General features: G+C 65.2%; 22 protein-coding genes. 3 read left to right on the top strand and 19 right to left on the bottom strand.

Annotation, left to right across the window (positions count from 1 at the left end):
• Window positions 1-3: 3 nt before the first annotated feature.
• The 14 genes from K1T73_RS03855 to K1T73_RS03920 all read right to left on the bottom strand — a co-directional run bounded on the left by K1T73_RS03855 (window position 4) and on the right by K1T73_RS03920 (window position 13,167).
• Window positions 4-702, bottom strand: a complete 699-nt coding sequence (locus tag K1T73_RS03855; RefSeq protein WP_220602672.1) for an FkbM family methyltransferase — start codon at window positions 700-702, stop codon at window positions 4-6.
• A 96-nt stretch (window positions 703-798) separates the two neighbouring features.
• Window positions 799-2,112 carry an ATPase gene (locus K1T73_RS03860; RefSeq protein WP_220602673.1) on the bottom strand — a complete coding sequence of 438 codons (1,314 nt, stop codon included), beginning with the start codon at window positions 2,110-2,112 and terminating at the stop codon, window positions 799-801.
• A 165-nt stretch (window positions 2,113-2,277) separates the two neighbouring features.
• Window positions 2,278-2,772 (bottom strand): prepilin peptidase, encoded by a 495-nt coding sequence (locus tag K1T73_RS03865; protein ID WP_220602674.1) that lies wholly within the window; start codon window positions 2,770-2,772, stop codon window positions 2,278-2,280.
• 19 nt (window positions 2,773-2,791) lie between these two features.
• Window positions 2,792-3,646: a lipopolysaccharide assembly protein LapB gene (locus K1T73_RS03870; RefSeq protein ID WP_220602675.1), complete on the bottom strand. Its 855-nt coding sequence runs from the start codon at window positions 3,644-3,646 to the stop codon at window positions 2,792-2,794.
• Window positions 3,647-3,703: 57 nt separating this feature from the next.
• Window positions 3,704-4,270: a tetratricopeptide repeat protein gene (locus K1T73_RS03875; RefSeq protein ID WP_220602676.1), complete on the bottom strand. Its 567-nt coding sequence runs from the start codon at window positions 4,268-4,270 to the stop codon at window positions 3,704-3,706.
• A 29-nt stretch (window positions 4,271-4,299) separates the two neighbouring features.
• A complete protein-coding gene (locus K1T73_RS03880; protein ID WP_220602677.1) occupies window positions 4,300-5,271 on the bottom strand; it encodes a type II secretion system F family protein in 972 nt (323 codons plus the stop codon).
• A 13-nt stretch (window positions 5,272-5,284) separates the two neighbouring features.
• Window positions 5,285-6,253 (bottom strand): type II secretion system F family protein, encoded by a 969-nt coding sequence (locus tag K1T73_RS03885; RefSeq protein WP_220602678.1) that lies wholly within the window; start codon window positions 6,251-6,253, stop codon window positions 5,285-5,287.
• A 6-nt stretch (window positions 6,254-6,259) separates the two neighbouring features.
• Window positions 6,260-7,729: a CpaF family protein gene (locus K1T73_RS03890; RefSeq protein WP_220602679.1), complete on the bottom strand. Its 1,470-nt coding sequence runs from the start codon at window positions 7,727-7,729 to the stop codon at window positions 6,260-6,262.
• Between the two features lie 17 nt (window positions 7,730-7,746).
• Window positions 7,747-8,970, bottom strand: a complete 1,224-nt coding sequence (locus K1T73_RS03895) for a CpaE family protein (protein WP_409077727.1) — start codon at window positions 8,968-8,970, stop codon at window positions 7,747-7,749.
• Window positions 8,971-9,266: 296 nt separating this feature from the next.
• Entirely contained in the window at window positions 9,267-9,950 is a 684-nt protein-coding gene (locus K1T73_RS03900) for an OmpA family protein (RefSeq protein WP_220602681.1), read from the bottom strand.
• Between the two features lie 16 nt (window positions 9,951-9,966).
• Entirely contained in the window at window positions 9,967-11,385 is a 1,419-nt protein-coding gene (locus tag K1T73_RS03905; protein ID WP_220602682.1) for a type II and III secretion system protein family protein, read from the bottom strand.
• Between the two features lie 213 nt (window positions 11,386-11,598).
• Window positions 11,599-12,474: a Flp pilus assembly protein CpaB gene (gene cpaB, locus K1T73_RS03910; RefSeq protein ID WP_220602683.1), complete on the bottom strand. Its 876-nt coding sequence runs from the start codon at window positions 12,472-12,474 to the stop codon at window positions 11,599-11,601.
• A 125-nt stretch (window positions 12,475-12,599) separates the two neighbouring features.
• The gene (locus tag K1T73_RS03915) at window positions 12,600-12,782 is read right to left on the bottom strand and encodes a hypothetical protein (RefSeq protein ID WP_220602684.1); all 183 of its coding nucleotides are present in this window, start codon (window positions 12,780-12,782) and stop codon (window positions 12,600-12,602) included.
• A 196-nt stretch (window positions 12,783-12,978) separates the two neighbouring features.
• Complete coding sequence (locus K1T73_RS03920; RefSeq protein WP_220602685.1) at window positions 12,979-13,167, bottom strand: hypothetical protein; 189 nt, start codon at window positions 13,165-13,167, stop codon at window positions 12,979-12,981.
• 347 nt (window positions 13,168-13,514) lie between these two features.
• On the opposite strand from K1T73_RS03920, the gene K1T73_RS03925 reads away from it, so the two are divergent.
• Entirely contained in the window at window positions 13,515-14,396 is an 882-nt protein-coding gene (locus K1T73_RS03925; RefSeq protein WP_259400434.1) for a lytic transglycosylase domain-containing protein, read from the top strand.
• A gap of 15 nt (window positions 14,397-14,411) precedes the next feature.
• On the opposite strand, the gene K1T73_RS03930 is transcribed toward K1T73_RS03925, so the two are convergent.
• From K1T73_RS03930 to K1T73_RS03940, 3 genes are read right to left on the bottom strand one after another with little or no spacing between them, the layout of a single operon-like run.
• Window positions 14,412-14,705: a GNAT family N-acetyltransferase gene (locus tag K1T73_RS03930; protein ID WP_259400435.1), complete on the bottom strand. Its 294-nt coding sequence runs from the start codon at window positions 14,703-14,705 to the stop codon at window positions 14,412-14,414.
• Window positions 14,695-15,324, bottom strand: coding sequence for a 3-oxoacid CoA-transferase subunit B (locus K1T73_RS03935; protein WP_220602686.1), 630 nt, complete (start codon window positions 15,322-15,324; stop codon window positions 14,695-14,697). The genes K1T73_RS03930 and K1T73_RS03935 overlap by 11 nt, the downstream gene beginning before the upstream one ends.
• 4 nt (window positions 15,325-15,328) lie before the next feature.
• The gene (locus K1T73_RS03940) at window positions 15,329-16,042 is read right to left on the bottom strand and encodes a CoA transferase subunit A (protein ID WP_220602687.1); all 714 of its coding nucleotides are present in this window, start codon (window positions 16,040-16,042) and stop codon (window positions 15,329-15,331) included.
• Window positions 16,043-16,197: 155 nt separating this feature from the next.
• On the opposite strand from K1T73_RS03940, the gene K1T73_RS03945 reads away from it, so the two are divergent.
• Together K1T73_RS03945 and K1T73_RS03950 are read left to right on the top strand one after the other, a co-directional pair.
• Window positions 16,198-17,112, top strand: coding sequence for a DMT family transporter (locus K1T73_RS03945; RefSeq protein WP_220602688.1), 915 nt, complete (start codon window positions 16,198-16,200; stop codon window positions 17,110-17,112).
• A gap of 81 nt (window positions 17,113-17,193) precedes the next feature.
• A complete protein-coding gene (locus tag K1T73_RS03950; protein ID WP_220602689.1) occupies window positions 17,194-18,468 on the top strand; it encodes a Glu/Leu/Phe/Val dehydrogenase in 1,275 nt (424 codons plus the stop codon).
• A 51-nt stretch (window positions 18,469-18,519) separates the two neighbouring features.
• Here the strand turns inward: K1T73_RS03950 and topA are convergent, their stop codons facing one another.
• Together topA and dprA are read right to left on the bottom strand one after the other, a co-directional pair.
• Window positions 18,520-21,201 carry a type I DNA topoisomerase gene (gene topA, locus K1T73_RS03955; protein WP_220602690.1) on the bottom strand — a complete coding sequence of 894 codons (2,682 nt, stop codon included), beginning with the start codon at window positions 21,199-21,201 and terminating at the stop codon, window positions 18,520-18,522.
• 93 nt (window positions 21,202-21,294) lie between these two features.
• The gene (dprA, locus tag K1T73_RS03960) at window positions 21,295-22,380 is read right to left on the bottom strand and encodes a DNA-processing protein DprA (RefSeq protein WP_220602691.1); all 1,086 of its coding nucleotides are present in this window, start codon (window positions 22,378-22,380) and stop codon (window positions 21,295-21,297) included.
• Window positions 22,381-22,849 lie beyond the last annotated feature (469 nt).

The raw sequence follows: 22,849 nt of genomic DNA on the forward strand, positions 1-22,849 counted from the left end.
GCGCTACCAGTCGCTTTGCTCTTCCGAGATGCGCATGAAGAGAACCTGTGTGCTTTCCGAGGCGCGGGGGCTGTAAGCGAAATCGTGGCGATGCAGGTCATGAAACATCTTTCTTACGCCGTTGGCGCCGATGTAACGGCGATGGACCTCGACATATATGTGCCGCACGTTGCCGAAATCCACCTCTTCGAAAAGCGAGGCCTCACCCCCTTCGATGTCGCAGATGATGACCGTGGGATCGCACTCGCGGATCATCGCGCTGAGCCGCCTGACGGGGGCATCGACCAGCGTTGAGGGCAGATCCTTCGGATTTTCGAAGGAGGATGACCAGAACGGCTCGGTCACGTGGAAGGGCACGGTGCCGGAGCGCGGCATGTCGGCGTTGTCGGGCAGCAGAACGGCGTTGTGAACCTCGGCGGTCACGCCGTTCAACTCGTGGACGCGTCGGATATAGTCCGCGAGGACCGGGTTCGCCTCGACGCAGGTGATGGATTGCGGCGCGATATGGGCGGCGAGATAGGTGGAGATGAAGCCGATGCCCGCCCCGATCTCGAGCACGCGGTCCTTCTGTGTCACGAACCGCGGCAACCCGACAGCCTCGGGCGTCTCGTAGAACTCCTTGCGCAGCTTCTTGGCGACCTTGGGCTGAATGACCGCGGGGTCGACCGGGATTTGAACGCCGCGCGACGTGATGATTTCCAAGGCTTGCCCCATCGTTCCGGATTTGTGGGCAAGGATAGACCGGCGGCGCCCCGGGGACCAGTGCGCAAAGCCGAAGCGCGGACGGTTTCCGAGTGCCTACCTCACGATCTCTTCGTCCTTCACGAACATGTTGGCCCAGGCGCGGTCGATCAGCTCGGGCGTCATCTGGTATTCGATGCCCTCGAACTGGCAGATCGAGATCATCTGGTCGATGAGGAACACGGGCTGATAATTGGCGTAGACGTTGTTGATCGCGGGATATTTCTTCTTGAGCAGGTGAACGAGCGCGGCTTCGGAAAGCGGCATGCCCTTCTTCTTGGCGACCATGGCGAAGATCTTGAGGAAGTCCGCCTGGCAGGGGCCGTCGATCTTGATCTTGTAGAAGATCCGGCGCAGCGCGGCCTGGTCGAAGATGGCGTTCGGGTGGAAGTTGGTCGAGAAGATCGCCAGCGTGTCGAATGGCACCTCGAATTTCTCGCCCGATTGCAGCGCGAGGATGTCCTTCGATTCCTCGAGCGGGACGATCCAGCGGTTGACGAGGTTCTGCGGCGGTTCGACCTGGCGGCCGAGGTCGTCGACGATGAAGATCCCGCCCGTCGCCTTGAGTTGCAGCGGGGCCTGGTAGGTCCGGGCGGTGGGGTTGTAGACCAGATCGAGCATGTCGAGCGTCAGTTCGCCGCCGGTGATCACCGTGGGACGTTCGCAGCGGACATAGCGCGTATCGAAGGTGCGGCGCCGGCGCAGCGAATTGGGATCGTCGGTCTCGGTCTCGGCCTTGGAATGGACGATCGGGTCATAGACGGTGATGACTTGGCCCGCGTATTCGATGGCGCGGGGGACATAGATCCTGTCGCCCATCGCATCGCGTATCCCGTTGGAAATGCTTGATTTACCGTTGCCCGGCGGGCCATACATCAGGATCGAGCGTCCGGCGGACACCGCCGGCCCGAGATGGTCGAGCAGGCTGTCGGGCAGGACAAGATGGCCCATCGCGTCGGTGAGTTCGCGGCGCGTGATCTGGATGTTGCGGATGGATTGGCGCATGACCTGTTCGCGATAAACCGACAGGGGCACAGGCATGGCACCGAAATATTCCGATTGTGTTAACGCGTCGTGAGCGCGCGCCTTGCCGGCATCGGTGAGCTGGTAGCCCATCTCGTTGCCGGAGTTGGCGTTGAGCGTGCCGGTCGCCTCGAGAAGGCGCTGTTCGCGGGCCATGTCGACGAGCTCCTGGCTGACCGCGCGGGGCAGGCAGATCGCCTCGGAAATCTCTGAAACCGTGTCGATATTCTTGCGGAACATGGTCTTGAGAAGGATGTCGCGCATCATCACGACCGGCAGGCGCATGTCCTCGATCGTGCTGGGGGGTGGGGGCGGCTGGACGCCGCCGCGGGTGACTTGCATGTTCATGTGGCCCGGCCCTTTGTTCTGCTCGCCATGTGCGGGCATTCTGCCGCCGAAATGCGAAGAAATTATGGTGCAGAGCGGGCAGGGACGGGGCCGGATCGGAGCGGATTCGGACGTCGGTATCCACGTCGGTATCCACGTCGGTATCGTGTCGGTGCGCGGGCGCCGTCAGACCCCGAACTGCGCCCCGAGGACGAGGTAGAAGCCGAGCGCGCCGCCGAGGCAGAGGCCCATGGGAAACTTCTTGCCCCGGTCCCAGCTTTCCCAGCCGGGGGCGAGCGCGCGCAGGGCGGTATGCTTGGCCAGACGGTGCGCCGCGAAGCCCGCGAGCAGCGAGATGGCGAGGATCACCAGGACGAGGCGCACGTCGCCCAGGGGAACGAAGGGCGCGGCGGCTGCGACGAACTTGGCATCCCCCGCACCCACGAGGCCGGCGGCGTTCATCACGATGCCGAGCGCCAGCATCACCGCGATATGCACGAGCCGCCAGAGAAAGACGTCGAAGGGCAGCACGAACGGCCCGACGACGAGAAAGACCGCGCCGAGGGCGAGAACCGCGACGTTGAGGATCTTCATCCAGCGCAGGTCGGTATAGGCGACCCAGAGGCAGATCGGCAGGACGAAGGGCAGAAACCACATCGCGGCGGTGCTTGAGATTGTCATGCTCGACCCCTTGTCCGCGTCAGTTGACGGCGTTGTCCTCGAGCGCCCGAAGCGAACGGACGGCGGCCTCGAAATGCTGCGGATGGGTGTCGATCGCATCGCGAAGGAGACCCTTGCCAATGGTCACGTCGCCTTGTTTCACGGCCGTCAGACCCAGCGAGTAGAGGAGCTGGGCGCGCTCGGGCTGCGAGGTGGGGAGCACGGGGAGGGTGTATTTCTTTTGCGCGCCGCGCGCGAGGATGAGGTTGTTCTTGGCGGTGAAGAGCGACTGGTCGAGGCGGATCGCATCGGCGAAGAGGCGTTCGGCCTCGGCATAGTCGCCGCGCGTAAGCTTGGAATAGCCCCAGTTGTTCATCACGCCCGCCGGGGTCGTGGTCAGGCCAGCCGCGATCTCGTAGAAGCTGTCGGCCTTCTTCCAGTCCTTGTTGCTGTCGGCGACCATCGCCTCGAGCCGGTAGCGCTTGAACGTCTCGTGCGTGGGGGGAACGGAATCGAGGGTCTTCTTGGCCTCGGCCCATTGGCTGTTGCGGATGTAGGCATCGGCCAGTTCGACGCGGTCCTCGTCGGTGGCGTCGGGGTGGGTCGTGACCTTCCGCCAGGCGCTCGCGCCCTCGACATGGCGCTTGGCCCGGATGAGCGATGCCGCGAGACCCCGCTGTAGGTCGAGTCGATCGGGCTGCTCGCCGGTGGCGCGCTGGAAATAGGTGACGGCCTCGTTCGGATCGGCAACGGTCAACATCACGTCGTTGAGATTGCTTTCGTCGATGACGTTCACGCCTGCTTCGGCACGCGTAGCGTCCTGGTTCTTCTGGTCACAGGCGGAAAGGCCCGCGAGTGCCACAACACACAGGGAAACAAGGATAGGTTGGCGCATGGATTGCGTCCTTATACTGCCTCTGCCTCATGCAGCCCTCTTCGTGGCCGCTTATTCTTATATCGGTATCTGACGGATCAGGTAGTCGCTGCTACCGCGTCGCACCAATTTGTAATCTTGCTCTTCTTCCGTCGGATCATAGACCGAGTTTTCCATTTTTGCGAGAGCCAGACGCAAATTATCGCGAATTGAGTCACTTTGGCCATTGTCGAGCGCATAGGCGTGGCGGAACATCTGCGCGGCCTCGGCCACTTCGCCCTTTTCCATGAGCACGACACCGAGGTTGTTCCATGCCTCCGGCACGGTCTCTTCGGCCTTGATCGCGTCCCGCAGGAGGGTTTCGGCCTGGCCCAAACGGCGCAGGCCGAGATTGGCGCTGCCCATGCCGGCCATGATTTCGGGGGTGAGGCCGCCTTCCTCGAGCGCCGCGCGCGAGAAGGCTTCGAGCGCCAGTTCGTATTCGCCCGCGCGCATGAGCCGGTGACCGACGGTCAGGCCATCGACCGCCTCGCCCTTGCTGGCGAGCCCGGGCGCGTAGGGGTTCTCGGGGAGCGCGGCGTCATTCGCGCAGCCCGCGAGCGCCAGCGCCAAACCCGCCGCGATCAAGATGCCTGCCCGTGCCATTCGGCCTCACGTTCATTGCGCCCCGATCATCACTGGGACATGGCCGTGAGTTCCATGATACCCAGAACCGACGGACCGACGAGGATGATCAACAATGGCGGCACTGTAAGCATCATCGTGGCCAATGTCATCTTCGTCGGAAGCTTGTTCGCCTTTTCCTCGGCGCGCATGACGCGCTTGTCACGCATCTCGCTCGCGTAGACGCGCAGCGCGTCGCCGATCGAGGTGCCGAAGGTCTGGCTCTGGACAAGGACGGTCACGAAGGAGGACACGTCCTGCACGCCGCAGCGCTCGGCCATCTCGTTGAGCACCGACGCCTTGTCCCGGCCCGCCTTGATCTGCTGTGCGACGATCTGGTACTCGTCGGCGAGGGCGGGGAACGAGGCGCGGATCTCGTTCGAGACGCGCACGATGGCCTGGTCCATGGATTGCCCCGCCTCGACGCAGACCAGCATCATGTCGAGGCTGTCGGGGAAGCCGTCCTGGATTTCTTCCTGGCGCTTCTGCTGACGTTTGGTGACCCAGTATTTCGGCATCATGTATCCCACGGCACCGGGGCCGAGGATATACATGAGCATCTTCTGGGTCGTGGTGTCGGGCCCCTGCACGAAGAGCACGAAATAGACGACGCCCGCCACCAGAAGACCGAGCGCAAGCGCCATCTGCGCGAAGTGGAAATACCGCACCGCGTCGCGGTTGCGATAGCCCGCCTGCATGAGCTTCTTGCGGATTTCGGAAAGCTGCTTCTCGTCCTGCGGTTCGAGGAAGCCCGCGTATTTGTCGAGCTTGTCGTTGCGCTGACCGGCGCGGAGGGATTGTGTCTTGGTCTTGCCGGAGGCCGCTTCCTTCTGGGTGCGCTTGAGCTTGTCGAGCGGATCCTCGGGCTGGTTGAGCATCATCACCAGGGTGATGAGGATGAGGACCACGCCCAGCATGCCCACGGCGATGAGCGGGCCGAAGGGGCCAAGCGCGCCGGTCAGGATGTCGTTGATAAAGGTCATCGCTTGGGTGTCCTCAGACTTTGATGTTCACGAGCGCCCGCATCACGATGAGGTTGAGAACCAGGAAGGCTCCGACCACCAGGCAGGCAGGAATGAAGAAGGGGTGCAGCATCGCCTCGTCGTAGTAGTTGGGATCGAGAAGCTGGATGCCGACAAGGGCGAGAAGCGGGAAGCCCGAGAGGAACTTGCCAGACCACTTGGCCTCGGCGGTGATCGCCTTGACCCGGCGGAAGAGGCGGAAGCGGGCGCGGATCACCTTGGCCAGGCCATCGAGGATCTCGGCGAGGTTGCCGCCCGATTGCTGCTGGATCGTCACGGCGACGGCAAGAAAGCGCAGATCCTGCATGTCGAGCCGTTCGGCCATGTCCTTGAGCGCCTCGCCGACGTCGCGGCCATAGGCGGCCTCGTCCGAGATGATGCCGAACTCGGTGGCGAGCGGATCGGCCACCTCGCTGGCCACGATGGAGATGGCCGAGGAAAAGGGATGGCCGACGCGCAGGCTGCGCACCATGAGCTCGATCGCGTCGGGAAGCTGTTCCTCGAGAAGCGCCATGCGCTTGTTGGCCTTCATCGAGATCCAGAGAAACACGCCGCCGATCCCCATCCCCGCCGAGACGATGATCCGCACCGGCAGCGAGGTTGCGGTGCCGATGGTCAGCGCCATGAAGGCCAGGACACCCAGGGCGGCCATGAGGCCGATGAGCTGCTTCGGCGAAAAGGCGATGGCGGCCTTCTGGGCCTTGTTCGCCAAGATCGCGTAAAGCGGGATGCGGCGCGATTTCAGGTGAAGCTGCATTTCCTTGCGCAGCTTCTCCATCACCTCCTCGCGGTTCGCGTTCTTGTCGAGCATCTCGAGCCGGCGGTTGACGCGGCTGTTGAGCGAGATGGATTTGCCGAACACCGTGAGATAGATGCCCTCGACCAATACGAGGACGCCCACGAAGATCAGCCCGTAGATGATGGGTTCGATGGAGATGGCCATTTCGCGTTACCCCGCAACCGTGGGTTCATAGATGCTTGTCGGTAGATCGTAACCCCAGAGGCGGAAGCGTTCGGAGTAGTGCGAGCGCACGCCGGTGGCGGTGAAGTGGCCGATGATCTTGTTCTCGGGCGTGAGGCCCACGCGCTGGAAGCGGAACACCTCCTGCATGGAGATGACGTCGCCCTCCATCCCGGTGATCTCGGTGATGGAGGTCATGCGGCGCGAGCCGTCCTGAAGGCGGCTGGCCTGCACCAGGAGGTGCACGGCCGAGGCGATCTGCGAACGCACGGCCTTGAGCGGCATCTCGATCCCGGCCATGGCGACCATGTTCTCGAGCCGCGAGATGCCGTCGCGCGGGTTGTTGGCGTGGATCGTGGTCATTGAGCCGTCGTGGCCGGTGTTCATGGCCTGAAGCATGTCGATGACCTCCTCGCCGCGCGTCTCGCCGACGATGATACGGTCGGGACGCATCCGAAGCGCGTTCTTGAGACAGTCGCGGGGCGACACCTCGCCCTTGCCCTCGACGTTGGGGGGGCGGCTTTCCATGCGGCCCACGTGGGTCTGCTGGAGCTGGAGTTCGGCGGTGTCCTCGATGGTGAGGATGCGCTCGGAATTGTCGATGAAGGACGACAGCGCATTGAGCGTCGTCGTCTTGCCCGAGCCGGTCCCGCCGGAGACGATCACATTCAGCCGTGTGGCGACCGCGGCCTGGAGATAGGCGGCCATCTCCTCGGAGAAGGCGCCGAAATTCACCAGGTCGTCGATGCCGAGCTTGTCCTTCTTAAACTTCCGGATCGAGACGAGCGATCCGTCAACGGCCACCGGCGGCACCATGGCGTTGAAGCGCGAGCCGTCGGCGAGACGGGCGTCGACATAGGGGTTCGATTCGTCCACGCGGCGACCCACGGCGCTCACGATCTTGTCGATGATGCGCAGGAGGTGCTTCTCGTCCTTGAAGGTGACGTCGGACAGCATGAGCTTGCCCGCTCGTTCGACGAAGATCTGGTGGGGTCCGTTCACGAGTATGTCGTTGACGGTGTCGTCCTTGAGCAGCGTCTCGAGCGGACCGAGGCCGCGCACCTCGTCATAGAGTTCCTGCGTGAGGGTGCTGCGGTCCTCGCGGTTGAGCACGATGGACCGCTCTTCCAGCACCTCGGCGGCGATCGAGCCGATTTCGGCGCGCAGATCCGCCTCGGACGCGGATTCGAGCGCGCCGAGGTTCAGGTGATCGAGGAGCGAGCGGTGCAGGTCGAGCTTGATCTCGGCCAGGCGCTCCTTGCGCTTGCGTTCCTTGTCCATGGGCGCGGCGGAGGCGGCCGACTTGGCCAGCGGCTTGCGCAGCGAGGGCCGCGCTTCGGGCGCGGGAGCGGGGGCCGGGGCGGCCACGGCTTCGATGGGTTTGGTCGCCGGAGCCTTGATCGCCGCCTTGACCGGGGTTGCGCCCTCCGAGCCGGGTTTCTTGTATCTCGAAAACATCTGGTGGTCCTTTCGGGTCAGGCCGCCTCGGCGTCGGATTTGCCCAGCTCGTGAAGCGAGGTGGCCAGCTTGGCGATCTCGCGGCGCAGCGGGTTCTTGGGTGCGGAGGCGCCGAGCGGCAGGCCGTGATCGGCGCCCTGCGACACCGGTTTGCCGCCATCGGGGAGCTGAAGTTCGATCCCGATCTCGAGGCTTTCGGCCATGCGCTTGATCCGGCTCTTGCCGTTGAGGTCGGTGAATTTCGGTGCCCGGTTGAGGCAGAAGCGCAGCCGTTCGAGCGGCAGTTCCTCGGCCTTGAGCGCGCGTTTGAGACGCAGGGTGTTCTGGGCCGAGCGCATGTCCATCTCGAGCGTCACGAAATAGATCTGCGACGCTGTAAGCACCGTCTCGGTCCACTGGACGAGCGTGGTGGGCATGTCGACGATCACGTAGTCGAAGCGCTGCCGCGCGTGTTCGAGGACGCGAGAGACGTCATCGGGGCTGACGAGGTCGAGGGGAATGATCTCGGGCGGCGCGGTCAGCACCCAGAGCTTTTCCTCATGGCACTGGAGCGCGGCGCGGAAGATGTCCTCGTCCATGCTTTCGGTGTCGGACCACATCTCGTAGACCGCTTCGCGCCGCGGCAGGTCGAGGAAGGTGGCGACCGAGCCGAATTGCAGCGACAGGTCCACGATGCAGACCTTCGGCGGGTTGGCCTTGTCGGCCAGCGCAAGCTCCCATCCGAGATTGACCGCGAGCGTGGTGGCGCCGGTGCCGCCGGCGATGCCCTGGACGCCAAGCAAGACGCCCTCGCGCCCGGTCGAGGCGGGCGCATGTGGCGCGGCGGGAGCTTCGGCCACCGGTTCGGGTGGACGGCGCAAACGCTCGATCGCCGCCTGAAGCTCGTTCTCGGGAAGCGGGTAGGGGACGAATTCGTCGGCGCCCTTGCGCAGGAGCGCATGCAGCGCGGCGGGGCTGACATCGTCGGCGATGAGGATGACCTTCACGCCGGCCTTTCCGGCCTGTTCGATCAGGTCGGCGATCATGTCGAGGTTCGCCTCGTCGGTCTCGTCGATGGCGATCGCCACGAATTCGAGCGTCGCCGCGTCGTCCTGCTCGAGAAAGGCCAGGGCCTCGTGAAAGCCCAGGTCGCCCCAAGCTTCGCCCATCGCGGTTTCCATGTCCTCGATCAGCAGGTCGAAGTTCCGCACGTCCCGGCTGATCGTGCAGGCGACGATCGGGCTGGGTTCTGGATGTTGCATCGCACTACTCGTCATTCGATCTCGGTCCTAGTCTGCTCGCCCGGCAACCGGGCGGAAGGTTCGCGGAGCGAAACCCGCGTTTTCGCGGTGAAGCTCCGGTTTTGCCTGATGCGCCCATACCTCGAAGGGCCGGACGCAGTTTTGCCTGAGAAGAACCTGCCGCCTAATGTGGGCAACATTAGGACCAAAAAATCGCAATTGTGCGATCATGGAGAACAAAGAAAAACCCGCCGACGATGCGGCGGGTTTCGAGGTGGCCCGGCAAGCCGGGCAGGGAGAAATCAAGTGCGCCGGGCCTATTCGCCGCCGCCACCGCTGCTGCTGGCGCCCGAGGCGTCCTCGATGGCCTTGGCCAGCGCGATGTCGGATTTCGGTACGGCGCTTTGGATGTATTCGCGATAGATCACTTGGGCATATTTGCCGTCCATGATGACCGGGTGCGATTGCACGAAGCCCGAAACCTCGGTCACGGTGCGCCGGTTGCGGCGCTCGCGGCCCTGGGTCACGATGAGCGGCTGCGTCTCGCCGAACGAGACGAGCGCCTCGAGGCGAGAGGTGCTGATGCCCTGGCTCGCGAAGAACGCCACCACGGCGCGGGCCCGCGCAAGACCCAGCCGCTTGTTGTAGGCGTTCGAGCCGACCTTGTCGGTGTGGCCGTAGACGCGGAAGGTCACTTCGGGGAACTGGCGGATCCAGGCGGCCTGTTCGCTCAGGATATGGCGCGCGCGGGCGTCAAGCTGGGCCGAGTTGAAGGCGAAGTTGACCGTCGTGTCCACCTCGTTCGCGAAACGGTTCGACAGGTTGTGAACGTAGCCGCGTTCGCCGGTCATGACCTGGTGGTTCTGCATGGTGGCGTTACCGAAGTTGCCGCCATCGACGAGCGCGCCCGCTTCGTTGAAGTAGGAGCCCGAGACCTCGCTCGGCGCGCGACCGCAGGCCGCGAGAGCGAGAAGGGTGATGAGTGTTGCTGTGCGTTTCATGTCCCCGTTCCCGTCCTCAATCCATCACGTAGCCGTAGGAGCCGGTGAAGTCCTGCTTGGCGACTTCGCCGACCGCACCGCCGGAATTGCGCACGTCGCGTGCCACCCGACCGTTGAGAAAGAGGTCGCTTTCGGTCGGCAGGACCACTCGGTCGGTCGGCAGGGCCAGCGTTTCGCCCGAGGTGGGCGTCACGAGATGCGCGGTGACGATGATCACGAGCTCGGTCTGCGAGCGCTGGTAGTTGGCGCTGCGGAAGAGCGCGCCGAGGACCGGAAGGTCGCCCAGCCACGGCACCTGATCGTTGGCGTCGCGGAAATCGTCCTGAAGCAGGCCGGCGATGGCGAAGCTCTCGCCGTCGCGCAGCGCCACCGTTGTCGAGGTGTCGCGGCGGCGGAAGGCGCTGATCGTGAGCTGACCGTTGGTGAACCCGTTCGCCGGATCGAGCGACGACACGGCCGCGGCAAGTTCGAGGTTGATTATGTTGTCATCAAGCACGCGGGGCACGAAGTTCAGCTCGACGCCGAAGCGCTTGAATTCGACGGTGATCGCGCCGTCTTCCTGGCTGACCGGGATCGGGTATTCGCCGCCGGCAAGGAAGTTGGCTTCCTGCCCGGAGAGGGCGGTGAGGTTCGGTTCCGCCAGGGTGCGGACAACCCCCTTGTTTTCAAGGGCTTGAAGCAGGATGCCGATCTGTGCCGACCCGGCGTTGATGCCGAAGAACGCGGCGCCCGCGGCGGCTGTGCCGTTAAGCGTGCCGGGCGTGACCGCATTGGCATTGGTGCCCGAGCTGCCGATATTCTGCGTGGCGACACCGACGCCCAGGCCGTTGCCCAGCCCATCGACGAGAAGCGAGGTTCCGAGACTCTTGGAGATGCTGCGCTGCATTTCGGCGAAGCGGACCTTGAGCATGACCTGCTGCTTGCCCGAGACGGACATGAGGTTCGACACGCGCTCGGGCGCGTAGCGTTCGGCCAGGTCGAGTGCGCGCTGCAGGCGCGGCGTGCTCGACACGGTGCCCGAAAGGACGATGCCGTCATTGGCGGTGCGCACCTCGATCTGCTCGTTGGGCAGGATCTGGCGCAGCCGTTCCTTGAATTCGGAGATGTCGGCGCTGACATGCACATCGACATTGGTGATGAGCCGCCCGTTCGCGTCGAGAAGCGTGAGCGTGGTGCGCCCCGGTGCCTTGCCGAGAAGATAGATGGTGCGATCCGACAAGGTCGAGAAATCGGCGATGGAGGGGTTCGCGATGCTGAGCTCGGCGAAGGGAACGTCGCTTTCCACGACGATCGCGCGGTTCATCGCGACGCTCAGATCCCGCGCGGTTCCCTTGCGAACCACGTGCAGCGTTTCCGCCTGCGCGGGGGCGGGCGCATGCCCGACGGTGACGGCGACGCCCATGAGGGCCGCCCAGAACATAGACTTCATTTTCATGTGACCTGCCTTCCGATCACGCCTCGATTTGATGGGTCTTCTTGCCCAGATTGATCGAAGCCTGCGTCAATTCACGTAAATTTTCAAGCAACAATGGATTTTGTGCCTTGTTTTGCGGTCAACGGAGACAACCGTTGCAGGAATGCGACGCATGAAAAAGGGGCGTTCGCGATGGAACGCCCCCGGTTTTGGCTATGTCACATGACATGAATGTCAGTTCGTGCACGGGATCTCGCTGACGATCACCTCGGAGCCGCGGCGGGTGCGGATGGTGCAGACCTCTTCCTCGATGCGGGGCGCCTCTTGCTCGATCTCGACCTGCGCGAGACCCAGGAGCGAGGATTGGTCGACCTCGATCGCTTCGGCCACGGTTTCGTCACCGGCGCCGACGAGCGAGAGCGTGAGCTTGCCGGTGGATTGCGCTTGCGCCAGGGCGGCGACCTGCTGGGGCGAGGCCGCGACGGTCACGGTGCGGGCGAGGATCGCGCCGGTCGTGCTTCCGTCCGATGTCTGGTCGACGGCGATGAGCTTCATGCCGGTTTCGATAAGCTTGGTCACGTCGCCCTCGGACTGACCCTCGGTGCGCACGCCGGAGCGACCGATATTGCCGGTCCAGTAGATGTCGACGCGGTCGCCGGGACGCAGGAAACCCGCGACGCCCGAAGCGGTGTCCACGTTTATCGCGAAGGCACGCATGCCGCGTTCGAGCTGGTTGGTGAGACCCGCATCCTCGCCGGGGCCGGTCACCTTGACCTCGAGGATCGCCTCGAATTTCTCCATGGCGCGGATCACGGTGCGCGGCTCGCTCTCGCCCTTGGGCATCAGCGCCTCCTCGGTGCTGAACACGCCGTCGGGCAGGGAAGCCGCGGGAAACTTCACAAGGGTCACGTCCTCCTTGGTGAGACGCTGCCCATAGGCCAGGGGCCGTGCGGCGACATAGACGTCGACCGTCTGGATGGCGGGGCTTTGTGCCGCGCGAAGTGCGTTGGCCTCGGCCTCGTAACTCTGAAGCACGCCCTTGGCCATGTAGACCGCGAAACCCGCGAGTCCGATCCCGACAACCAGGACCAATCCGAATACCGCTCGCATAGGATGTTCCTTTCCGTTTGCCTTGCCCGGACGGCGGCTTGATCGCCGCTCTGCCCGTCTCAGGCATCACAATCTCATTGATGATTGTGGCGAGGGTCGGGCCGGCTCGAGGTTGTTTCGTGGCGTCAGCTGCCCACGTTCATGCCGCTGACCGACGTGCTGATCTTGGTCGCGATGCCGGAGATGCCGCCCTTGGCGGTGATGATGGCGCTCGTTCCGAGACCGACGATGGCCGCGGTCAGGACGACCCAGTCCACCGTCACGGCGCCGGCGTCGTCTTCGACGAATTTCTTGAGAGTGAGTTTCATGTCTTCATCCACCTTTCAGCAGCAATGACTGAATGCAACGGTGAACGAGCGTTCTGCCACGATCCTGGTCGACACGGGGGGTCCAACTTACCGCGGGCCGATGACGCTGCACATGAGTATTCAGAATAGTATGAGGAGAGCCGCAGATCGGCGATCCGCCGCTCTCCTGAAGGGTTTGGGTAACCTCGGGGTGGGCTTAGCTGCCCTGACCCACGGTCGTGCCCGAAACACCGGTCTTGATGCCCGACGCCAGGCTGTCGATGCCGCCTTTGACCGTGCCGACACCGGCAACGCCAAGGCCCACGACTGCTGCGGTCAGAACGACCCAGTCAACCGTCACAGCACCGTCTTCGTCTTTCTTGAAGTTCTTGAAGAATTTGATCATTGTTTGTCCCTCCAAAGGATCAGTTTACTCAGGTTCACAACCATTTTGCCGTTGCAGGGCCGCCTCTCTCTTGGCCCTCAGCGCCGTGGTATGAGCAGATATAGCCAGTGAAATCGGGCAGCATTTGGGCGCGATTCGTGCCTTTTTGGTTCGAATGAAAATAACTGGTTGCGAATATGCTAACGCGCTGGAATGGAACGATTAAAAACTTGGAAAAATGATGATGGAGGCGCGTTTTGCCCTTTTCGCACGGGAAAATCCGCGTCCCGTTGTTTGAAAAACTGGCCCGATAGGCCCGTCTCTGCGATACTGTCCGCAAAAGAAAAACGATACGGGCAGTCAGACCAATGATAGTTTTTCCACGGCCCATGCGGTTCGCCGGGGCGGGTCTTGCGATTCTGGCCGCAGGCTGGGCGCAGGGGGTGGCCGCGGGCGATCCCGCACCTTTCCCCGATTTCACATTCAAGAAGGGCACGCCGCCCAAGGCCACGGCCAAGAAGCGCATCACCGTACAGATCACCGCCGAGGAATTCGCCGCGCAGGGGCGGGCGCGCTCGAACGGCGGGACATCGACGGAGGAGGAAGAGCCCGTATCCGCCGAGACGCCGGGCGAGGCCGGTGTCATTCGTGCCGCGGGGCTTTACGACTGGTTCTGGGATACCGTGCCCACCGGCGTGAGCGAAAGCGGCGCGCTCAGGCTGGAATCGGCGCTCATCCGGCTGGGCAAGCCGCCGGCGGGCGAGGCGGCGCCGCAGTTCCGGCTTCAGACCTTGCAGAAGATCGCGGCCGCCCAAGGCCAGCACATCCTGGCCGCGACCGTGGGAACCGAGGTGTCGCCGGCGCTGGTGCTGGCGGTGATCGCGGTGGAATCGGGCGGGCGGGCCGATGCGCTGAGCAGCGCGGGGGCGCAGGGCCTCATGCAGCTCATCCCCGATACCGCCACGCGGTTCGGCGTGACCGACAGCCTGGAACCCGGACAGAACATCAAGGGCGGTGTCGCCTATCTCGACTGGTTGTTGAAGGAGTTCGCGGGCGATCCGATCCTCGCGCTCGCGGGCTATAACGCGGGGGAAAACGCGGTCAAGACACATGCGGGCGTCCCGCCCTATGGCGAGACGCGCGATTACGTTCCGAAAGTGCTTGCCGCCTATGACGTGGCGCGGGGCCTGTGCAAGACGCGGCCTCAGTTCATCACGGATGGCTGCGCGCTCAACATCGCGATGAAATGAGACCGCGCAGCGCGGTCAGCCGGTGAAGACGTCGGCCCAGTCGGGATGCCGGTCGCGCATCGCCTTCACGAAGGAACAGAGCGGGACGATCCTGAAGCCATCCGCGCGCGCATCGGCCACCAGCCTCTCGACCAGCGCGCGCCCCGCGCCGGTGCCGCGCAGGGCATCTGGCACGCCGGTGTGGTCGGCGATCACCTGCGTGGCACCGAGGCGGGAATAGGTGAGTTCCGCCTCGGCCCCGTCCTGGCGCAGGACGTAGCGGCCCTTCGAGTCGCTCTCCTCGTGGCTTATCTCGCGCTCAGCCGACAATGGTGGCCTCCGTCGCGTCGCGAAGCTGTTCCTCGGTCACGCCATCGGCCAGCTCCACGATCCTGAGCCCCCCCTCGACCACGTCGAGCACGCCGAGATTGGTGATGATCCGATCGACGACACCCGTTCCGGTAAGCGGCAGCGTGCATTCCTTGAGGAGCTTGCTTTCGCCATGCTTGTTCTGGTGGTCCATCACGACGACGACACGGCCCACCCCGGCCACGAGGTCCATCGCGCCGCCCATGCCCTTCACCAGCTTGCCGGGGATCATCCAGTTCGCCAGGTCGCCGTTCTCGGCCACTTCCATCGCGCCGAGGATCGCCATGGCGATCTTGCCGCCCCGGATCATCCCGAAGCTGGTCGCGCTGTCGAAATAGGACGTGTGGGGCAGGGCGGTGACGGTCTGCTTGCCCGCGTTGATGAGGTCGGGGTCGACCTCGTCCTCGGTGGGGAAGGGGCCGATGCCCAGCATCCCGTTTTCCGATTGCAGGGTCACGTTCACGCCCTCGGGGATGTAGTTCGCCACGAGCGTCGGAATGCCGATGCCGAGGTTCACATACATGCCGTCTTCGAGTTCACGCGCCGCGCGGGCGGCCATCTGATTGCGGTCCCATGCCATGATCTCAGCCCTCCCGGATGGTGCGTTGTTCGATGCGTTTCTCGTGATCGCCCTGGATCAGGCGGTGCACGTAGATGCCCGGCAGGTGGATCGCGTCGGGATCGAGCGAGCCCTTGGGCACGATCTCCTCGACCTCCATCACGCAGGTCCGGCCGCACATGGCCGCGGGCGGGTTGAAGTTGCGCGCGGTCTTGCGGAAGATCGCGTTGCCGGTCTCGTCGGCTTTCCATGCCTTGACGATGGAGAGATCGGCGAAGATGCCGCGCTCCATGATGTAGGTCTCGGGTTCGCCATCGGGGCCGGTGGGGAAATCCTTGTGCTCCTTGCCCTCGGCCACCTGCGTGCCCACCCCGGTCTTGGTGTAGAAGCCTGGGATGCCCGCGCCGCCCGCGCGCATGCGCTCGGCGAGCGTGCCTTGCGGGTTGAACTCGATCTCGAGCTCGCCCGCGAGATACTGGCGCATGAACTCGGCGTTCTCGCCCACGTAGGACGACATCATCTTCCGGACCTGCCGCGTCTGGAGCAGGATGCCGATGCCGAAATCGTCGACGCCCGCGTTGTTCGAGGCGAAGGTGAGGTCCCTGGTGCCGGCGTCGCGGATGGCGGCGAGCAGAAGCTCGGGGATGCCGCAGAGGCCAAAGCCGCCCGCCGCGATCGTCATGCCGTCAAAGAGCAGCCCGTCGAGCGCGTCGGACGCGGATGAGTAGATCTTGTCCACGTAACTCTCCTGTCTGTCGTGATCTGCCCAGCGTTGTGGCCGGGCGCGCGGGAATAGTCAACGCCGCGCCGGCGGGGAATCGCGCCCGACCGGGGCGGTCGGGGCATGGACAGTGCCGCGCGGCTGGGGTCATCTGGCCCGCGGAGGAGAGTGGCATGATCACCGACAACCTCAAGGGCGCGCTTTGCATCATCGCGGCGATGGTCTGTTTCGTCGTGAACGACGTGTTCGTGAAGCTCATGGGCGAAAGCGTGGCGTGGCATCAGGTCATCGTGATGCGCAGCGTCGCCGCGGCGATATGCCTCGTCGCGGTGTCGCCGTGGCTGGGTGGATGGCCGGGGCCGCGCAGGATGGGCCGCCTGATGCGCGACCGGCGGGTGATGCTTCGGGTCGGCTTCGAGACGCTGGGGATGACCGTGTGGGTCGTGGCCCTGGTGAAGATGCCGCTTTCCGGGGCGATCGCGGTCAATCAGCTTCTGCCGGTCTTCCTCATGCTGGGGGGCGTGATCGTTCATGGCGAGCGTCCCGGCCTTCACCGGCTGGGTGCGGCGGGCGTGAGCATCCTGGGTGTGCTCATGGTGGTGAAGCCCGGCAGCGATGCCTTCTCGGTCTACGCGCTCCTTGCCGCGCTCTCGGCGGCGTCGATGGCGGCGCGGGACACGGTGACGCGCTCCATGACGCTGTCCTTCGGCGCGGCCCAGGTGGCGCTTCTGAGCATCGCGGCGATGATCGCGCTGGGCCTTGTCGCGAGCCGCGGCACCACGTGGGAGCCGTTCTCGCCGGCGCTGCTGGGCGCTGCCGCCGGATCGGGCGCGGCGCTGGCCGGGGCGTTCGTGCTGATCCTGCGCGGGGTGCAGATGGGCGACATGAGCTTTCTCGCGCCGTTCCGCTACACCGGCCTCGTGGTGGGCCTCGCCCTGGCCTGGGCGGTGTTCGGCGAGCGGCCGGATGGCTGGGCAATCCTCGGCGCGGTCATCATCGTGGTGGCGGGTGTCTATCTCATGGCGCGGGAACGGCGGGCTCGGGCGCGGCACGGGGTGCCACCGGCCGATGTGCCACCGCTGAGGTGATCACGGCTCCGTCAGCGGCGGGAACCGGCCCGACCGACCCGGCGTTGGACGCGAAAGAAAGAACATGATCGGCGAGGCCAGATGCCAGATTTCGAAATTCCCGCCCTGCTCGAGACCGTGTTCGAGAAATCCGACATTTCCGAAGATACCCGCAAGCTTCTGAGCGCGCCCAATCGCAAGCTCGAAGCCTCGGTCCCGCTGAGGCGCGACGATGGCAGCCTGGACGTGTTGCGCGCGTGGCGGGTGCAATATGACACGACCCTCGGCCCCGGGAAGGGCGGCGTGCGGTTCCATCCCGACGTGGATGCGCGCGAAGTCACGGAGCTGGCGTTCTGGATGACGTTGAAATGCGCGCTTCTCGAATTGCCGTTCGGCGGGGCCAAGGGGGGCGTTCAGGTCGATCCCAAGGCGTTGTCGCCGCTCGAGGTGGAGCGGCTCGCGCGGGGATACGTGGCGGCCGTGGCCGATATCATCGGGCCGGACCGCGACATCCCGGCGCCCGACGTGCACACCAACCCGCGGATCATGGGATGGATGGCCGACGAATTCTCCAAGATCAACCGTAGCCACCAGCCCGCCGCGATGACCGGCAAACCCGTGTGTCTTGGCGGGAGCGAAGGCCGGATCGCGGCCACGGGGTGTGGCGCGCTCATCGTTTTGCGGGAATGGATCGAGCGACAGGACAAGCGGCCCGCGGACGTGAGCGTCGCGGTGCAGGGTTTCGGCAGCGCGGGCGGGCATTTCGCCTGCCTCGCGCACGAGGCGGGGTTTCGCGTGGTGGCGGTCTCGGACAGCAAGACAGCCGTGCATGACGAGGCGGACCTCGATCCCCGACCGATCTTCGAATGCAAGCGGAATGGCGATGCCGAGGGTGTTCTCTATTGCGAGAAATCCGTGGCCGACGAGGACGGGAAGGAAGAGATCGGACAGGAGGAGCTTCTGAAGCTCGAAGTGGATGTCCTGGCCCTGGCCGCGATGGAGAACGCCGTGACGAAGAAGAATGCCAAGGGCATCAGGGCGCCGCTCATCCTCGAGATCGCGAACGGCCCGGTGAGCGCCGACGCGGACGAGATCCTGCGGGAGCGCGATCATGTGATGCTGCCCGATATCCTCGTCAACGCGGGTGGTGCGACGGTGAGCTACTTCGAATGGATCCAGTCGCGCACCGGCGAATACTGGAGAGAGGAGCAGGTGACCGAGCGGCTCGAGGCGCGGATGGTCGATGCCGCGACCCGTGTCTTCGATCGCGCCGAGGCCGACGACGTGCCGGCGCGCGAGGCGGCCTATGCGCTGGCCGTCGAGCGGATCGCGCGCGCGGTGGCGAGCCGGGGAAACCGGAGTTACTTCGCGGGATAGGCGGCATCCGCTGGAAGCGGACAGGGTGCCGCCTGGCGCAATGACACCGGGCTACTTGGACTTGGCGGTCGCCTTCTTCTTCGGGGCGGCTTTCTTCTTGGCCGCGGGCTTCTTCTTGCCCTTCTTGGCGGCCTTCTCCTCGATCAGGGCGAGGGCCATCTCCATCGTGACCTGGTCCGGGTCGGTGTCCTTGGGAATGGTCGCGTTCACCTTCTCCCACTTGACGTAAGGCCCGTAGCGGCCGTCCATCACGTTGATCGGGCCGCCATGTTCGGGATGCTCGCCCAGTTCCTTGAGCGGCTTGGCCGCGGCGCGGCCACGCCCGCCGGGATTGGCGCGTTTCTCGGCCAGAAGCTCGACCGCGCGGTTCATGCCCAGTTCGAACACGTCCGCCGGGTCCTTGAGATTGGCATAGACGCCCTTGGCCTCACCCTCGGCCTTGTGGTGGACGTAGGGCCCGAACCGGCCGAAATTGGTGGTGATCATGCCGCCATCGGGATGCTCGCCGATCTCGCGCGGCAGGCTCAGAAGGGTCACGGCCTTCTCGAGCGTCATGTCGGCGGGCTCCCACCCCTTGGGGAGCGAGGCGCGCTTGGGCTTCTTGTTCTCCTCGGTGGCCTCGCCGCGCTGCACGTAGGGGCCGAAGCGGCCCGAGCGCAGGCTGATCTCGTCGCCATTGTCCACGCCCAGCACGCGGTCCTCGTTCTCGGCCGCCTCGCCGCCGATGGGGCGGGTGTAGCGGCATTCGGGATAGTTGCCGCAGCCCACGAAGCCGCCCGAGCGCGAGGTCTTGAGATGCAGCTTGCCCTCGCCGCAGAGCGGGCAGATGCGCGGATCGGTCCCGTCCTCGCGCGGCGGATAGAGCGTGGGTGCAAGCGCCTCGTCCAGCACGTCGAGCACCTCGGCGATGCGAAGCTCGGACGTCTCGGCGATGGCCGCCGAGAAATCGCGCCAGAAGCGGGCCAGCACCTCCTTGTAGTCGGCATTGCCCGCGCTGATCACGTCGAGCTCTTCCTCGAGATTGGCGGTGAATTCGTAGCCCACGTATTTGCGGAAGAAATTCAGCAGGAAGATCGTGACGATCCTTCCCTTGTCCTCGGGGAAGAGGCGGTTGCCCTCCTTGCGGACATATTCGCGGTCCTGGATGGTGGTGAGGACCGACGCATAGGTCGAGGGGCGCCCGATCCCGAGCTCTTCCATCTTCTTCACCAGCGTCGCCTCGGTGTAGCGCGGCGGCGGCTGGGTGTGATGCTGAAGCCCCAGCACGGCGCCGTTTTCCGACAGGAGCGCGCCGGAATTGGCGCGGATGCCCTTCGCCTGGCGGTCCTCCGCGTCGATGACGGCGTCCTTGTCGGCCTCGCCTGCCTTGTCGAACTGGGCGCGGAGCGAGGATCTGGCGAACTCGGCGCGCTCGCCCTCGGAGATCTGGGGCAGGCGGCTGTCGTCATCCTCGGGTGCCACGTCGTCGCGCCCTTCTTCGTAGATGCGCAGGAACCCGTCGAAAAGCACGACCTGTCCGGTGGCGCGCAGGCCGACCTGTCCGTCCCTGCTCCCGATCTCGACCGTGGTGCGCTCGAGCCGCGCGCCTTCCATCTGGCAGGCGAGCGTGCGCTTCCAGATGAGATCGTAGAGCTTGCGTTGATCCGCGTCCTTGAGCCTGAGCGCCTCGGCATCGGCGGTCATGTCGGTGGGGCGGATGCATTCATGCGCTTCCTGCGCGTTCTTGGCCTTGTTCTTGTAGACACGGGCCTTGGACGGCAGGTAGTCGGCACCGAAGCGGTCGCGGATCGCGGCGCGGGCGGCATCGACGGCCTCGGGGGCCATGTCGATCCCGTCGGTCCGCATGTAGGTGATATGCCCCGCCTCGTAGAGGCGCTGGGCCGCGCTCATCGTCTGGCGCGCGCCCATGCCGAACTTGCGGCTCGCCTCCTGCTGGAGCGTGGAGGTCATGAAGGGGGCGGCGGGGTTGCGCGAGGTGGGCTTGGCCTCGACCGATTGCACCGTGAGTTCGCGCGAGGTGACGGCCTGCACCGCGAGTTCGGCCTGGGTGGCGTTGGCGAGATCGTACTTGTCGAGCTTCTTGCCGGCGAGCGTCACGAGCCGCGCCTCGAATTCCTGTCCGCGGGGGGTGGAGAGCAGCGCCTTGACCGACCAGTATTCGCGGGGGTTGAACGCCTCGATCTCCATCTCGCGCTCGACGATGAGACGCAGGCAGACCGATTGCACCCGGCCCGCGGACCGCGCGCCGGGAAGCTTGCGCCAGAGCACCGGGCTCAGGTTGAAACCGACGAGGTAGTCGAGCGCGCGGCGGGCGAGATACGCCTCGACCAGGTCGTTGTCGACCTGGCGGGGGTTCTTCATCGCCTCGGTCACGGCGGCCTTGGTGATGGCGTTGAAGACCACGCGGCTGACGGGCGTGTCCTTGCCGATGGCCTTGCGCTTGCGCAGCGCCTCCTCGAGATGCCACGAGATCGCCTCGCCCTCGCGGTCGGGGTCGGTGGCGAGGATGAGCGCGTTGTCGTCCTTGAGCGCGTCGGCGATGGCCTTGACGTGTTTCTTGCTGTCGTTGCCCACCTCCCATTTCATCTCGAACCCCGCGTCGGGATCGACCGAGCCGTCCTTGGGGGGCAGGTCGCGGACGTGGCCGTAGGAGGCGAGAACGGTGTAGTCGGACCCCAGATACTTGTTGATTGTCTTGGCCTTGGCCGGGGATTCTACGACGACAACGGGCATTGATGGGCCTTTCGACTCGGGGCGCTTCGGTATGGCGGCGGACCATGTGGGGTGTCGAAGGGAATTGTCAATGCGGTTGGCCCGCGGCGGAACTCAGGCGCTTTTCGAGAGGAGCCCGCCGGCCTGGCGGGTGATCCGGCCCTCGAGCTCGAGATCGACGAGCACCGGCGAAACGTCATGGGCGGCGGCGCCGAGATCGCGGATGAGTTGATCCTCGGCCAATGGCGAGGGGCCGAGCCGGTCGAGGATCTGCTGGTGCAGCGCCGCGGTCTCGCGCAGGCTGCGCCGGTCGCGGGGCGGAGCGGCAGGCGGCTCGGGCGGCGGCGCGAGCGGGAGCTCGGCGGCGGCCCCCGTGCCGTGGCCGGTCATGGGCGGCAATGCCTCGATCACGTCCTCGGCGGAGCGGACGAGCCGCGCACCGTCGCGGATGAGCATGTTGCAGCCCGACGCGCGGGCATCGAAGGGATGGCCCGGCACCGCCAGCACCTCGCGCCCCTGGTCGAGTGCCGCGCGTGCGGTGATGATCGAGCCGGATTTCGCCGCCGCCTCGATCACGACCACGGCTTGTGCGAGGCCCGAGATGATGCGGTTGCGGCGGGGGAAATGACGGGCCTGGGGAACCATCCCCATGGGGTTTTCCGACAGGCGCAGGCCGGCCTTGCCGATATCCTCGGCGAGGCGCGTGTTCTCGGCGGGGTACATGACATCGACGCCCCCCGCCGTGACCGCAAGCGTGCCGGTCCCGAGCGTGGCGGCGTGAGCCACCGTGTCGATTCCGCGCGCCAGGCCCGAGACCACGGCGAAGCCGGCCTTGCCCAGGTCGGTCGCCAGCGCGCGGGCCATGCGCAGGCCGAGAGAGGAGGCGTTGCGCGCGCCGACGATGGCGATGGAGGGACGGGCGAGGAGAGAGGCCTCGCCCACGACCCAGAGGAGAGGCGGGGGATCGGGGATGCTGCGCAGGTGGTCGGGATATTCGGGGTCCGTCACGGCCAGAAGCCGCGCGCCACGATCCCGGCCCGCGCGCAACTCGGCCCGCGCGACGCCCTCGGGACAGGGCGCATAGCGCTCGACCCCGGCGGCGCGGGCCACCTCGGGCAGGGCGAGAAGCGCGTCGCCGGCGGTGCCGTGTTCCGACAGAAGCCGGTAGAAGGTCGCGATTCCCACGCGATGGGAGCGCAACAGGCGAAGCCATGCCAGCCGGCATTCTTCCGTGGTGGGTGGGAGTGGGGGGTGAGTGGAAGGATGTGTATCCAAGACCGACGTGACCTCGCCTGATTGCGGGATCAGGTGTAGCGGCCGGGTGGTTAATGCAGGGTAAACCGGGAGGAGAGAATTTTCGGAAGGTCGTGAAAAAGCTCGGCAGAGTATTGATTTCACGGGGTTAATTTATTCGGTTAACTCACCGCGCGCAACGTCGGTATCGTGTCGGTACCCGCGTCGGTATCGCGTCGGTGCCGCTCGGACATTACTGGCTGGACCGGGAAAAATGAACCGACCGGCCGCCGGGTTTACCGAATCGATGCGACTTCTCCAGGTTGTTCCCTACCCCCGGTGCGCCTCCTGCCAACCGGCGGCAGCGCCACCGACCCCTTCTCGAAGACTTGTGATCGTCTGTCAGGCCCAGCCGCCGATCCGCCCGCGCCTTCTC

The sequence above is a fragment of the Roseovarius sp. SCSIO 43702 genome, from assembly GCF_019599045.1.
Classification (GTDB): domain Bacteria; phylum Pseudomonadota; class Alphaproteobacteria; order Rhodobacterales; family Rhodobacteraceae; genus Roseovarius.

Coding starts and splice junctions, on each gene's coding strand:
- K1T73_RS03860 (WP_220602673.1), bottom strand. CDS start 2,112: ATGAACATGCAAGTCACCCGCGGCGGCGTCCAGCCGCCCCCACCCCCC.
- K1T73_RS03865 (WP_220602674.1), bottom strand. CDS start 2,772: ATGACAATCTCAAGCACCGCCGCGATGTGGTTTCTGCCCTTCGTCCTG.
- K1T73_RS03870 (WP_220602675.1), bottom strand. CDS start 3,646: ATGCGCCAACCTATCCTTGTTTCCCTGTGTGTTGTGGCACTCGCGGGC.
- K1T73_RS03875 (WP_220602676.1), bottom strand. CDS start 4,270: ATGGCACGGGCAGGCATCTTGATCGCGGCGGGTTTGGCGCTGGCGCTC.
- K1T73_RS03880 (WP_220602677.1), bottom strand. CDS start 5,271: ATGACCTTTATCAACGACATCCTGACCGGCGCGCTTGGCCCCTTCGGC.
- K1T73_RS03885 (WP_220602678.1), bottom strand. CDS start 6,253: ATGGCCATCTCCATCGAACCCATCATCTACGGGCTGATCTTCGTGGGC.
- K1T73_RS03890 (WP_220602679.1), bottom strand. CDS start 7,729: ATGTTTTCGAGATACAAGAAACCCGGCTCGGAGGGCGCAACCCCGGTC.
- K1T73_RS03895 (WP_409077727.1), bottom strand. CDS start 8,970: ATGCAACATCCAGAACCCAGCCCGATCGTCGCCTGCACGATCAGCCGG.
- K1T73_RS03900 (WP_220602681.1), bottom strand. CDS start 9,950: ATGAAACGCACAGCAACACTCATCACCCTTCTCGCTCTCGCGGCCTGC.
- K1T73_RS03905 (WP_220602682.1), bottom strand. CDS start 11,385: ATGAAAATGAAGTCTATGTTCTGGGCGGCCCTCATGGGCGTCGCCGTC.
- cpaB (WP_220602683.1), bottom strand. CDS start 12,474: ATGCGAGCGGTATTCGGATTGGTCCTGGTTGTCGGGATCGGACTCGCG.
- K1T73_RS03915 (WP_220602684.1), bottom strand. CDS start 12,782: ATGAAACTCACTCTCAAGAAATTCGTCGAAGACGACGCCGGCGCCGTG.
- K1T73_RS03920 (WP_220602685.1), bottom strand. CDS start 13,167: ATGATCAAATTCTTCAAGAACTTCAAGAAAGACGAAGACGGTGCTGTG.
- K1T73_RS03925 (WP_259400434.1), top strand. CDS start 13,515: ATGATAGTTTTTCCACGGCCCATGCGGTTCGCCGGGGCGGGTCTTGCG.
- K1T73_RS03935 (WP_220602686.1), bottom strand. CDS start 15,324: ATGGCATGGGACCGCAATCAGATGGCCGCCCGCGCGGCGCGTGAACTC.
- K1T73_RS03945 (WP_220602688.1), top strand. CDS start 16,198: ATGATCACCGACAACCTCAAGGGCGCGCTTTGCATCATCGCGGCGATG.
- K1T73_RS03950 (WP_220602689.1), top strand. CDS start 17,194: ATGCCAGATTTCGAAATTCCCGCCCTGCTCGAGACCGTGTTCGAGAAA.
- topA (WP_220602690.1), bottom strand. CDS start 21,201: ATGCCCGTTGTCGTCGTAGAATCCCCGGCCAAGGCCAAGACAATCAAC.